Consider the following 12,588-nt stretch of genomic DNA (forward strand, 5'->3'; position numbering starts at 1 on the left):
GTCGTCACTCCGTAGGTTTCTTGCGCACCAACGTGGCCCGCGCGGCTCGCGCGACGACCTCGCCGTGCTGATTGCGTCCGATGTGGGTCAAGTTCACCACGCCCTCCCCCGGCCTCGACCGGGATTCGCGTTTACCGGTGCACAGTGTCTCGGCGTAGAGGGTGTCGCCGGCGAACAGCGGCGCGGGGAACGCAACCTCGGAAAAACCGAGGTTGGCCACCAGTGTGCCCTGTGTCAGCTGGCTGACCGAGAGACCCACGATCGTCGACAGCGTGAACATGGAGTTGATCAGTCGCTGTCCACCGAAACCGGGCTGCTGTGCCGACCACGCGGCGTCGAGGTGAAGCGCCTGGGTGTTCATCGTGAGCGTCGTGAACAGCACGTTGTCGGCCTCGGTCACGGTGCGTCCGGGACGGTGCTCGTAGAGCGTTTCCTCGGTGAACTCCTCGAACCACAGGCCGCGCTGAACGACCCGGTTCACGGGTGCCTGTTCGTTCTCGCTCATGCGAAACCCAGCTCACGGGCGATGAGCATGAGCTGCACCTCGGTGGTGCCCTCACCGATCTCGAGGATCTTCGAGTCGCGGTAGTGACGGGCGACGGGGTACTCGTTCATGAAGCCGTAGCCGCCGTGGATCTGCGTGGCGACGCGCGCGTTGTCCATGGCCGCCTCGCTGGCCACCAGCTTGGCGATCGACGCCTCCTTCTTGAAGGGCTTGCCCGCCAGCATCTTCGCGGCCGCGTCGTAGTAGGCGGTGCGGGCGACGTGGGCCCGGGCCTCCATCCGCGCGATGGCGAAGGACACCGACTGGTACTCCCCGATCGGCTTGCCGAACGACTGACGCTCCTTGGCGTACTTGACGCTCTCGTCGACGCAACCCTGCGCGGCACCGGTTGCGAGCGCCGCGATCGCGATGCGGCCCTCGTCGAGGATCGACAGGAAGTTGGCGTAGCCGCGGCCGCGCTCGCCGAGCAGATTCTCCTTCGGCACGCGCACATCGGTGAACGTGAGCGGGTGGGTGTCCGAGGCGTTCCAACCGACCTTGTTGTAGGCCGGTTCGGCGGTGAACCCGGGGGTTCCCGACGGCACGATGATCGTCGAGATCTCCTTCTTGCCGTTCTCCTTGACCCCGGTGACCGCGGTGACGGTGACCAGCGAGGTGATGTCGGTGCCCGAGTTGGTGATGAACTGCTTGCCGCCGTTGATGATCCACGAGTCACCGTCGTCGCGAGCGGTGGTCGCGGTGGCACCTGCGTCGGAGCCGGCCCCAGGCTCGGTCAGGCCGAAACCGGCAAGCGCGGTACCGGCGGTGAGGTCGGGCAGGTACTGCTGCTTCTGCTCCTCGGTGCCGAACCGGTAGATCGGCATCGCACCCAGGCTCACGCCGGCCTCGAGGGTGATGGCGACCGACTGGTCGATCTTACCGAGTTCCTCGAGCGCGAGGGCCAGCGCGAAGTAGTCGCCGCCCATGCCGCCGTACTCCTCGGGGAACGGCAGCCCGAAGAGTCCCATCTTGCCCATCTGGGCGATGACCTCGTACGGGAAGGTGTGGTCGGCATCGTGTTTCGCGGCCACCGGTGCCACCACCGTCTGCGCGAAGTCGCGCACCGTCTCGATGAGGTCTGTGTACTCCTGCGTGAGTTCCATGAGAGTCCTGTTCACTCTTGTAGCTTCGATTCGATTGGTAGCAAGCCTCCGCTCCCTGAGGAGGCCCGGAGCTTGCGGAGGGCCGTCACGAAGGGGCGGGAACGGGCTCCCGGCTCTCCGCGGGGGTGACCACGGCGAGGATCTGTCCCGCATCCACTTTGTCACCCACCTTCACCGTGATGTCGACGGTTCCGTCGACGGGTGCGGTCAGCGCGTGTTCCATCTTCATCGCCTCGACGACCACGACGGCCGCGCCGCTGCTCACCGCATCGCCGGACGCTGCTCCGACGGCGACCACGGTGCCGGGCATCGGGCTGGCGATCTCACCGGCACGATCGTCGGCGGCCTCGTCGAGCAGCGGACGGGCGAGGTCGAGGACCCAGGTGCCGGACGGTCCGGACACCCACCAGGATTCGCCGATCAGCGTCGACGACCAGGACTGGCTGATCCCGCCGACGATGAGACGGTCGGATTCGCGGCCGTCGCCCGATTGTGCGGGGAGGTAGACCACCTCGGCCGTCCAGGACTCGCCCTCGGCTCCGTCGCCACCCTCGGTGACCACGGTCGCCGAGGCCGAGATCGACTGCGCATCAGTGTGTTCGACGCTGATCGACACAGCGGAGTGGTGTCCGCCGCTCACGAGCCTGGTGATCACCGGAGCCGGTTCGCCGACGCGCCAGCCGACCGCCGACGACCAGACGTCGCCGCGGTCCCGGACCCCGATTCGGGCGAGGCCGACGAGGGCCTGCGCCTCCGGGGAGGGTTGCGGCACCACGTAATCGGCGACCAGGCGGTCGAGCAGTTCGGTGTCGAGTTCGGCGTCGACGACGGCCTGCTGCCGGAGCACGAAGCGGCAGAAGTCGATGTTCGTGACGACCCCGAGTACGCGGGTGTGTGCCAGCGCCTGGTCGAGGCGTTCGAGGGCCTCCTCGCGGTCGCTGCCGTGCGCGATGATCTTGGCGAGCATCGGGTCGTAGTCGCTGCCGACGCGCAGTCCCTCGAGCATGGCGGAGTCGACGCGGATGCCGCTGCCCGACGCCGTGTCCGGGTGGACGAGGTGCTCGATGGTGCCGCCCGTGGGGAGGAAGCCGCGGGCGGGATCCTCGGCGTACACGCGGGCCTCGACGGCGTGGCCGGTGAGCGTGATGTCGTCCTGGGCGAAGCCGAGGACCTCGCCGCGGGCGACGCGGATCTGCTGCTCCACCAGGTCGATTCCGGTGACGAGTTCGGTGACCGGGTGCTCGACCTGCAGTCGGGTGTTCATCTCCATGAAGAAGAACTCGTCCGGCTTGTGGGCCGAGACGATGAACTCGACGGTGCCGGCGCCGGTGTAGCCGACGCTGCGGGCGGCGTCGCAGGCCGCCTCGCCGATCCGGGCACGGGTGACGGCGTCGAGCAGCGCCGACGGTGCCTCCTCGATGACCTTCTGGTGCCGGCGCTGCAGCGAGCACTCGCGTTCGCCGAGATGGATGACGTTGCCGTGTGTGTCGGCGAGGACCTGCACTTCGATGTGGCGCGGGGTGTCGACGAAGTGCTCGAGGAACAGGGCGTCGTCGCCGAATGCGGCGCCCGCCTCTCGTCGTGCACGTTGGAGAGCCGCGGGCAGTTCGGCCGGGTCGGCGACGCGGTGCATGCCCTTGCCGCCGCCACCCGCGCTCGGCTTGATGAGGACCGGGAAGCCGATGTCGGGGGCGGCCGCGATCAGGTCCTCGTCGGTGAGACCGGGACGCGAGAGGCCAGGGACCACCGGCACGTCGCGCGCGGTGACCGCGGCGCGGGCGGTGATCTTGTCGCCCATCGTCGCGATGGCTTCCGCTGGCGGACCGATGAAGACGATGCCCGCCTCCGCCAGTGCGGCGGCGAATTTCTGGTTCTCCGAGAGGAATCCGTAACCGGGGTGGACGGCGTCGGCACCGGTCTTGCGGGCCGCGTCGACGACGGCGTCGATGTCGAGGTAGCTCTGGGCGGCCGCTGCCGGTCCGATCCGGACCGCGACGTCGGCCTCGCGGACGTGACGGGCCTGCGCGTCGGCGTCGGAGTAGACGGCGATGCTGCGGATTCCCAGGCGGCGCAGGGTGTCGATCACCCGGCAGGCGATCTCGCCGCGGTTCGCCACCAGGACGCTGCGAATGGGTCTGGTGCTCACGGTCTGGAGGTCCTCTGTCGTCGTGGGTGAACTCGGGGATGGCATGTCGGTCTCCGCTCTCACATCCGGAAGACGCCGTAGCGCACGTCGGCCAGCGGTGCGTACCGCGCGGTCTCGAGGGCGAGCCCGAGCAGCGTGCGGGTCTGGGCGGGGTCGACGATGCCGTCGTCCCAGAGGCGTGCGGTCGAGTAGTAGGCGTCGGACTGCCGCTCGAATTGTTCGCGGATGGGTGCCTTGAACGCCTCTTCGTCCTCCGCCGCCCAGGTGTCCCCGGATCGCTCGATCTGGTTGCGGCGCACCGTGCCCAGCGTGTCGGCGGCCTGCGGGCCACCCATCACGGAGATGCGAGCGTTGGGCCACATCCACAGGAACCGCGGCGAGTAGGCCCGGCCGCACATCGAGTAGTTGCCGGCGCCGAACGAGCCGCCGACCATGACGGTGAACTTCGGGACCCGCGCACACGCGACCGCATTGACCATCTTGGCGCCGTTCTTGGCGATGCCGCCCTGCTCGTAGGCCTTGCCGACCATGAACCCGGTGATGTTCTGCAGGAAGACCAACGGGATTCGGCGCTGATCGCAGAGCTCGATGAAATGCGCACCCTTGAGGGCGGATTCGCTGAAGAGGACGCCGTTGTTGGCGATGATGCCGACCGGGTGGCCATGGATGTGCGCGAACGCGGTCACCAGGGTCGTGCCGTAGTTGGCCTTGAACTCGGTGTATTCACCGGCGTCGCACATGATCTCGATGACCTCGCGCACGTCGTACGGGGTCCTGGAGTCGGTGGGCACCACGTCGTAGATGTCGGTCTGCGGACGGAGCGGCTCCCGCGACGGGATGGTCTCCCACTGCGGCGCCTCCCGCGGGCCGAGCGTGGCGACGATCTCACGGACCTTCGCCAAGGCCTGCTGATCGTTGTCGACAAGGTGGTCGGTGACGCCGGAGACCGACGAGTGCATCGCGCCGCCGCCGAGGTCCTCGGCCGAGACGTCCTCGCCGGTCGCGGCTTTCACCAGCGGCGGTCCGGCCAGGAAGATGGTGCCCTGGTTGCGGACGATGACCGTCTCGTCGCTCATCGCCGGGACGTAGGCGCCGCCGGCGGTCGAGGAACCGAGGACGGCAGCGATCTGCGGGATGCCCGCGGCGCTCATGTTCGCCTGGTTGTAGAAGATGCGGCCGAAGTGGTCGCGGTCCGGGAAGACCTCGTCCTGCTGAAGCAGCATCGCGCCGCCGGAGTCGACGAGGTAGATACACGGCAACCGGTTGGCGGCCGCGATCTCCTGCGCGCGCAGGTGCTTCTTCACCGTGACCGGATAGTAGGTGCCGCCGGAGACCGTGGCGTCGTTGGCGACGATCATGCATTCCCGGCCGGCCACGCGGCCGACACCGGCGATGACGCCCGCGGACGGCGCCTTGTCGTCGTACATCCCGAACGCGGCGAGCGGCGCCACCTCGATGAACGGTGAGCCGACATCGAGGAGGCCGTCGACGCGATCACGCGGCAGCAGCTTGCCGCGCGATACGTGGCGCTCACGCGCCTTGGCCCCGCCGCCGGCGGCCACGGTCGTCAGGCGCTGGTGGAGCAGGTCGAGATTCTGCTGGTGCGTGGCCCGGAAGCCGTCGAGCGTGCTGGTCACCGTCGACCCTTCAGTTAGTTGGGATTAACTGAACGGAATGGTACGCCATCGAGTGGCGCGTGTCACGCCCACGACTCGTGACCAGTCTGCGTGACGCGCGTCACGCCATCTCGTAGGGTGGTGGCAGGCCCACCACCCCCGGGCTCTCACAACCGATGCGTCGATCCGGCACGACCGGAGAAGGCCACCGCACATAGAAGGCCAGGTAATCCCATGACCCTCGCAGACGACCGCGCACGCTTCCAGCAGGTGCCGACCGCACAAACCGGCTTGTCAGCAACACGCTCGTCCGAGCCCCTTCCTGACGACTTCTCGCTCGACGATCGCTACGCCCGCGAGTCGGGCACCATCTACCTCTCCGGCATCCAGGCCCTGGTTCGCATCGTCCGCGACCGCGCTCGCGTCGACCGCCGCCAGAACCTGAACACCGCCTCGTTCATCTCCGGCTACGAGGGCTCTCCCCTCGCCGGTTACGACCTCGAACTCGCCCGGCGTCGCAAGCTGCTCGCGCCCTACGACATCACCCACCGGCCCGGCCTGAACGAGGAGATCGCCGCGACCTCGGTGATGGGCTCGCAGGTGGCCGCACAGGTTGCCGACCTTGCTCCCACCACCGACGGCACGCCCCGCGACGGCGTCGTCGGCTACTGGTACGGCAAGGCCCCCGGCCTCGACCGCGCCACCGACGCGATCCGGCACGCCAACCTCGTCGGCACGCATCCGTCCGGTGGCGCCGTCGCACTGGTCGGCGACGACCCCGGCGCCAAGTCCTCGACGGTGCCGTGCGCGTCGGAGATGGCCCTGGCCGACCTCTACATCCCGATCCTCTACCCCGCGGACTCGCAGGACATCCTCGACCTCGGCGTGCACGCGGCGATCATGAGCCGCGTCAGCGGACTATGGACGTCGCTGAAGATCTCGGCCCATGTCGCCGACGGCGCGTCGACCGCACACGTCCATCCCGACCGCGTCATCCCCACCTATGGCGACCTCGGACGCAGTCCGCACGTCCCGAGCGGTCGACTCCTGGGCGCCAATCTGATGGAGCTCGAACAGAATCAGCTCACCACGCGCATCCCCCGCGCGCTGGAGTACGCGCGGCTCAACGGGATCAACAAGATCGTGGTGTCGACCCCCGACGACCGGATCGGCATCGTCGCCGCGGGGAAGACCTACCTCGATCTCCGAGAGGCATTGCGCCTGATGAACATCGGCGACGACGACCTGCGGCGTCTCGGCATCCGCATCCTCAAGCTCGGGATGGTCTACCCGATCGAGCGGGACATCCTCGATCGCTTCATGTTCGGCACCGCGCGCGGTGATCTCGACGAGGTCATCGTCATCGAGGAGAAGCGCGACTTCATCGAGACGATGATGCGCGACATCCTCTACCGGCATCCGCGTGCACCGCGGATCGTCGGCAAGGTCCACGAGGACGGATCAACCCTGTTCTCCCGCTTCGGCGAACTCGACGTCGACGCCGTCACCCGCGGTCTCGCGGATCGTCTGGCACGCCATCACGTCGACGCGGCGCAGGCGTGGATCGACAAGAAGTCGCGGCGTCGTACCCGCATCGAACTCCCCCTCGCCGTGCGCACGCCGTACTTCTGCTCGGGATGCCCGCACAACAGCTCGACCAAGGTGTCCGAGGACACCCTCGTCGGCGCCGGAATCGGTTGCCACGCGATGGTTCTCCTGATGGACCCGCGCCAGGTCGGCGACGTCGCCGGGGTGACGCAGATGGGCGGCGAGGGTGCGCAGTGGATCGGCATGGCTCCGTTCGTCTCCGCCCGGCACTTCGTGCAGAACATCGGTGACGGCACATTCATGCATTCGGGCTCGCTGGCCCTCCGGGCCGCCGTCGCGTCCGGCGAGAACATCACCTACAAGCTGCTCTACAACGGCACCGTCGCCATGACCGGCGGCCAGGACCCGGTCGGTGAGATGGACCTGCCGCGGCTGACCTCCCTCCTCGTCGACGAGGGCGTCAGCAAGATCGTCGTGACCTCCGACGATCCGAAACGTACGCGCGCGCTGGGCCTTCCCAAGAAGGTGGAGGTCCGCCACCGCGACGAGTTGGTCGAGGTCCAGACCGAACTCGCCGGCGTACCCGGGGTGACGGTCCTCGTCCACGATCAGCACTGCGCCGCGGAGAAGCGCCGGAAGCGCAAGCGCGGCACCATGCCCACCCCCACCACGAGGGTGATGATCAACGAACGCATCTGTGAGGGTTGCGGCGACTGTGGCGAGAAGTCGAACTGTCTGTCCGTGCACCCGGTGCAGACCGAGTTCGGGCGCAAGACCCAGATCGACCAGAGTTCGTGCAACCTCGACTACTCGTGCCTGAAAGGCGACTGCCCGTCGTTCGTCACCGTGACCCCGGGAACGACGCGGACCAGGGCCCGCGCCACCGACCTCCCCGGCGCACTGCTTCCGGAACCAACGCTGCCCGCCGTGCGGGACACGTTCTCGCTGCGGGTCACCGGCATCGGCGGCACCGGTGTCGTGACCGTGTCGCAGGTGCTGGCCACGGCGGCGGTCCTCGACGGCCATGCCGCCCGCACCGTCGACATGACGGGCCTGGCACAGAAGGGCGGTGCCGTCGTCAGCGACATCAAGGTCGCGCCGCACGAGGTCGAGCAGGCCGCCAAGGTCGCCTCCGACGACTGCGATCTCTATCTCGTCTGCGACCCGCTGGTCGGCACCGATCCGGTCAATCTGAAGGTCGCGGCACCGGAGAAGACCGTCGCCGTGGTGTCCACGACGCAGGTTCCCACCGGGCTCATGGTCATCGACACCTCGGTGGGCTTCCCGGCGGAGACCGCGATCCACTCCGCGATCGACGCGAAGGTGACCCGCGGCCTCTACCTGGATTCCGGGGCGCTGTCGACCGCACTCTTCGGTGACGAGCAGTTCGCCAACATGCTCATGGTCGGTGCGGCGTATCAGGCAGGCGCACTGGCGATCTCGGCCTCGTCGATCGAGCGCGCGATCGAACTGAACGGCGTGGCGGTCGACGCCAACGTGCAGGCCTTCCGGCGCGGACGTCAGGCGGTGGCCGACGCCGATGCCGTGTCCGCGACGATCGCCTCGCTGCACGGCGCCGCGTCCACGGAACCGGAGCCGTCCGACCACGCGATGAGCGTGGTCCGTGCGAGCGGTTTCGGCGACGAGCTCACGCGTACCGTGGCACTCCGCTACGACGAGCTGATCGCCTACGCCGACGAGCGTTACGCGCGTGAGTATCTCGACGTCGTCGAACGGGTGCACCGCGGCGCGGACAACGACGCGTTGACCGATGCGGTCGCGCGCAACCTGTACAAGCTGTTGGCCTACAAGGACGAGTACGAGGTCGCTCGCCTGACGCAGGATGCCGCTTTCGCGGCGAAGGTCGCCGATCAGTTCGGTGAGGACGCCGGGGTCTCGATCCGGCTGCATCCGCCGACACTGCGCCAGATGGGCATGCGGGAGAAGATGTCCCTCGGTGCCTGGGCGAACCGTCCGATGAGCACGCTCGCGAAGATGAAGAAGCTTCGCGGAACACCGCTCGACCCGTTCGGCCGCAACGAGATCCGTCGTACCGAACGTGCGCTGATCGTCGAGTACCGGGAGATCGTCGACCAACTGCTGGCCGCCGTGCAGGGCGGACGCGTCGGCGACGCCGAGATGCCGGCCGTGGTGGAACTCGCCGGCCTCCCCGACATGGTGCGCGGCTACGAGAGCGTGAAGATGCGCAACGTCGAGAAGTACCGGGCGGAGGTCAGCCGGCTGCGGGGCGGCCTCGGAATCTGACACCCCGCCCCGGAAGCCACCCGTCGCTGAACACCGCTCCTGGAATCGGCTCTCCAGGAGCGGGTTTCAGCGATGCCGCCGGAAGCGCGCGACGACGGTCTGGCCGTCCTCGCCGGGGACGGCGTCGATCACGAACGGCGACGAGTGACCATCGCGGGAGGCGACGGCGTCGAACTGCCCGACGTTCATCTCGATGAGCAGGACCCCGTCACCGGACAGCCATGTCTGGGCGCCGGTGATCAGTGCGTCGACGTGATCGAGGCCGTCCGCTCCCCCGGTCAGGGCACGCCGGGGCTCGTGGTCACGCGCTTCCGGCGCGAGCAGTCCGAAGGCGTGATCGGGAACGTACGGCGGGACGGCTGCGATCACATCCACGCGACCGCGGAGTGACTCGGGAACGGCGTCGAAACCGATGCCGTGATGGATCTGCGCGTCGACGGGCAGGTTCCGCCGGGCGTGGACGAGCGCATCGGCGGCGATGTCGGCAGCGTGCACCTGCACACCATCGACGGCTGCGGCGACTGCGGAGGCGATCGGCGCCACTCCGCAGAACGCCTCGAGGACAACGGCTCCGGGCCGCCCCGTCGCGGCGTCGACGGCTTCCTGCGCCAGCAGCAGGGATCGCTGCCGCGGCACGAACACACCGAACCCGACGCTGAGCCGGAGGTTCCCGAACTGGACCCACCCCAGCAGATGTTCGAGTGGCTCACCCGCAATCCGGCGTGCGCACAGGTCGGCGAGTTCGTTTGGACCGGCGGCGTGCCGGCTTAGCAGCTCGGCCTCGTCCTCGGCGAACACGCAGCCCGCACGACGAAGAGCATCCGCCAGCGGGTCTCCGAGAAGTCCGGCCGGCTGCACGTGTACGTCAGGAGATTGCGGCGTCATCCTTCTTGAGACCGTACAAGAACGATGCGGTCATCAGGAGCGCCACCTGCACGAATCCGAAGATCAGCCCGAGAATGGCGCCGGCCCCGAGTTCGACGGACGGCGGCATGATCAACGCCGAGGCGAACAGTGCCAGCCACCCGGCGAGCGCGATCACGGCGAGGAAGGGCAGGGCCTTTCGATATCGGGGAACCAGCATGAACGTCGTCGCGACCCCGACGACGCCGAGCACGACGAAGAACTTGCCGGGGTTCAGCACGATGTCGTCGGAGAAGAACCCGGGGATACTGTCCCGCCCTTCCATGAAATCGCGTTCCCACGAATCGAGCCCCTGCTGCGCCCCGGGCAACGCGGTGATCCAGCTGACGAAGCCCATGCAGTAGGTGACGATCCCGGCGACCGCCGCACCGAGGGCAAAGATCACCGACCGATCGGGCCGCGGCCCCATTCGCTGAGGACCCATGCCGGACGCGGGACCCCAACCACCTGTCGAGTGCTGGTACGCCGGTGGATTTTCACCCCACTGCTGGCCGGGAACCCCTCCGGTGGGCCGTCCGCCCTGGAACTGCCCGGTCTCACCGTGATTGCCGGGGAATCCGCCGGTCTGCGGCTGCCCGGGTGGGGCCGGTGACCGCTGAACGCCCTGCTGCTGGTTGGGATCGCCTGAATTCACGGTGCACTCCTCGTCCTTCACCCCCGAACGATCGCGCCTCGTCGTCGCGACCTGCGGGCCAGGGTAAGCCGACCAGAACCCCGATGCACCTGCGGCGACGAGATTCATTCGACCGGTCGTCGCACGGACCAGACCCCGCTCGTGCGATGGCCACGGATCGGAGATTCGGTGTTCACACTGTGGACTTGTCACGGGACGGATGCGGTCCCGGTTGGTGGCCGGGGCGCGGAAGGTGCTGCGCGAAAGTCTGCTGTGTCAGGCGGCGTCGTCGAGTCGCATGGTGCGGCGGTTGTAGGCGGGTAACGGGCGGCGTCGGGGGTCGATGTCGGCCGGTGGGATCAGCCACGGGTGTCGGTCGAAGCCCATCATGATGTCCCAGCCGTTGTGGTGAACCTGGGTGTGGCAGCGTTGGCAGAGCAGGCAGCCGTTGTCGAGGTCGGTGTCGCCGTCGTCGGACCAGTGCTCGATGTGGTGCACCTGCGTGTGCGATGGTGGCGCGCCGCATTTGATGCAACTCTGGTCGCGGATGATGATGCTTTGCGTAGGTGCGGTGGGAAGAGTCGTCGTTCGCGACCCATCTGTAGCGGCACGGTATCACCGTCGATGACGATCTCGGTCAGGGTTCCGTCGCAGGACAGTTGTCGGGCGATGGCGTGGGTGGTCGGGCCGGTCCAGGGCAGGGATGCGGGGTCACCACCGTCGGCGGGGATGGTCAGCAATATCTGGGCGCGTGGTGTGCCGATGGTGTCCATCGCAGCGCCGACTGCGGCTTGATCCAACAGCACCTCCATTGCGTCGGCACGGATCTGGGTTGCTGAGCGTCGGTCTGGGGAGCCGTCGGGTTCGGGGCACGGCACCGAGCGTTCGTCGATCATCGCGATGAACTTCTCGCCGACGGCCTGGGTGACGTTGGCGTTGATCTCCACGCGGCTGTCATCGGTCACCCGGTGCGACAACGTATCCAGTGACCGGTCGTCGCACGCGGGGATACCGCCCTCGTCGTCGGCGATGGTGTTGCCGATCGTCTGCGCGTGCTTTTGTATCTCGGCGGGTGTGGCACCTGACAGGGCTTGGGCGAGGAGTCCGCTCTCGTAGGTGCCACGGTCGTTGCCGGAAAGCGCGGCGGGTGAACGCTTCTCGATGATTGTCATGCCACGGACAATGGCGTCGGCGACCTCTCCCGAGAGGTTTCCGTCGGCCGCGCAACTCTCGAGCCTGCTCAAGGTGCCGATGCTGTCGGCGATACGAATCGCCCGAGTGGCGACCACCGGCGGGAATCACATCTCGATCAGCAGCTTCTTGGTGGTCGACCCTGCCTTCTCCGCGACACGCAGATCATCGAGATCGCCTGCACAAGTGGCGATTCGGTGATCAGCCAGATTCCGGACCTTTCTCCAGAGCTCCAGTTCGGAAATTGTCGTGCGACCAGTGGGATCGTCTGTGGGTGGAGTGATTCCCGCGAGCTGGTCGAGGAGGGATTCGAGCGGTGCCATGACGCCATGGTAATCGAACATCCGTGGTCCTCCTGACGGTTTCGTGGGTCACTACTGGTGTGGCAGAGCAGGACACGCCCCTCCTCGCATGAGTGTCGACATCGCGATGAGTGCTTCTGGTGAGTGGAATCCGTAGGCCCGTTTGGTCAGTGCCCTCAGATGCGTGTTGGTGGCCTCCACCCGGGCGTTCGATAGGCCCACGACAACGGAGTTGTAGATCTGGATCTGTTGCTGTCGTACCGATCTGGAGAGACCGACGAGTTCGATGATTCGACTACGATCAGCTCGATGTAACCAGTGCTCGAGCCGTCGCCA

The 12,588-nt window shown here is 67.5% G+C and carries 8 protein-coding genes and 1 pseudogene; 1 reads left to right on the forward strand and 8 read right to left on the reverse strand.

What is annotated here, in order from left to right:
- Window positions 1–4 precede the first annotated feature (4 nt).
- The 4 genes from BJF87_RS15285 to BJF87_RS15300 all read right to left on the reverse strand — a co-directional run bounded on the left by BJF87_RS15285 (window position 5) and on the right by BJF87_RS15300 (window position 5,430).
- The gene (locus tag BJF87_RS15285) at window positions 5–505 is read right to left on the reverse strand and encodes a MaoC family dehydratase (RefSeq protein WP_035755601.1); all 501 of its coding nucleotides are present in this window, start codon (window positions 503–505) and stop codon (window positions 5–7) included.
- Entirely contained in the window at window positions 502–1,647 is a 1,146-nt protein-coding gene (locus tag BJF87_RS15290; protein WP_005201192.1) for an acyl-CoA dehydrogenase family protein, read from the reverse strand. Before BJF87_RS15290 ends, BJF87_RS15285 begins: the two co-directional genes overlap by 4 nt.
- A gap of 85 nt (window positions 1,648–1,732) precedes the next feature.
- Window positions 1,733–3,793 (reverse strand): biotin carboxylase N-terminal domain-containing protein, encoded by a 2,061-nt coding sequence (locus BJF87_RS15295; RefSeq protein WP_035755600.1) that lies wholly within the window; start codon window positions 3,791–3,793, stop codon window positions 1,733–1,735.
- Window positions 3,794–3,852: 59 nt separating this feature from the next.
- The gene (locus BJF87_RS15300) at window positions 3,853–5,430 is read right to left on the reverse strand and encodes a carboxyl transferase domain-containing protein (protein WP_035755599.1); all 1,578 of its coding nucleotides are present in this window, start codon (window positions 5,428–5,430) and stop codon (window positions 3,853–3,855) included.
- A 213-nt stretch (window positions 5,431–5,643) separates the two neighbouring features.
- Between BJF87_RS15300 and BJF87_RS15305 the strand changes: the two genes are divergently transcribed.
- Window positions 5,644–9,222, forward strand: a complete 3,579-nt coding sequence (locus BJF87_RS15305; protein ID WP_035755598.1) for an indolepyruvate ferredoxin oxidoreductase family protein — start codon at window positions 5,644–5,646, stop codon at window positions 9,220–9,222.
- A 66-nt stretch (window positions 9,223–9,288) separates the two neighbouring features.
- Here BJF87_RS15305 and BJF87_RS15310 read toward each other — a convergent pair whose 3' ends face one another.
- From BJF87_RS15310 to BJF87_RS15330, 4 genes and pseudogenes are all read right to left on the reverse strand, one after another.
- Window positions 9,289–10,107, reverse strand: coding sequence for an SAM-dependent methyltransferase (locus tag BJF87_RS15310; RefSeq protein ID WP_051406013.1), 819 nt, complete (start codon window positions 10,105–10,107; stop codon window positions 9,289–9,291).
- Window positions 10,088–10,780 (reverse strand): DUF5336 domain-containing protein, encoded by a 693-nt coding sequence (locus BJF87_RS15315; protein ID WP_035755663.1) that lies wholly within the window; start codon window positions 10,778–10,780, stop codon window positions 10,088–10,090. Before BJF87_RS15315 ends, BJF87_RS15310 begins: the two co-directional genes overlap by 20 nt.
- 255 nt (window positions 10,781–11,035) lie before the next feature.
- A pseudogene (locus BJF87_RS26295) lies at window positions 11,036–12,273 on the reverse strand (DUF222 domain-containing protein).
- Between the two features lie 51 nt (window positions 12,274–12,324).
- Window positions 12,325–12,588: transposase (locus BJF87_RS15330; RefSeq protein ID WP_139319525.1), on the reverse strand; the 264-nt coding region annotated here is incomplete at its 5' end.

The organism is Gordonia sp. CNJ-863 (assembly GCF_001942325.1).
GTDB classification, from domain to species: Bacteria; Actinomycetota; Actinomycetes; order Mycobacteriales; family Mycobacteriaceae; genus Gordonia; species Gordonia alkanivorans.

Excerpts from the sequence above, each read along its gene's own strand:
- BJF87_RS15285 (WP_035755601.1), bottom strand. The coding sequence starts at position 505 with ATGAGCGAGAACGAACAGGCACCCGTGAACCGGGTCGTTCAGCGCGGC.
- BJF87_RS15290 (WP_005201192.1), bottom strand. The coding sequence starts at position 1,647 with ATGGAACTCACGCAGGAGTACACAGACCTCATCGAGACGGTGCGCGAC.
- BJF87_RS15305 (WP_035755598.1), top strand. The coding sequence starts at position 5,644 with ATGACCCTCGCAGACGACCGCGCACGCTTCCAGCAGGTGCCGACCGCA.
- BJF87_RS15310 (WP_051406013.1), bottom strand. The coding sequence starts at position 10,107 with ATGACGCCGCAATCTCCTGACGTACACGTGCAGCCGGCCGGACTTCTC.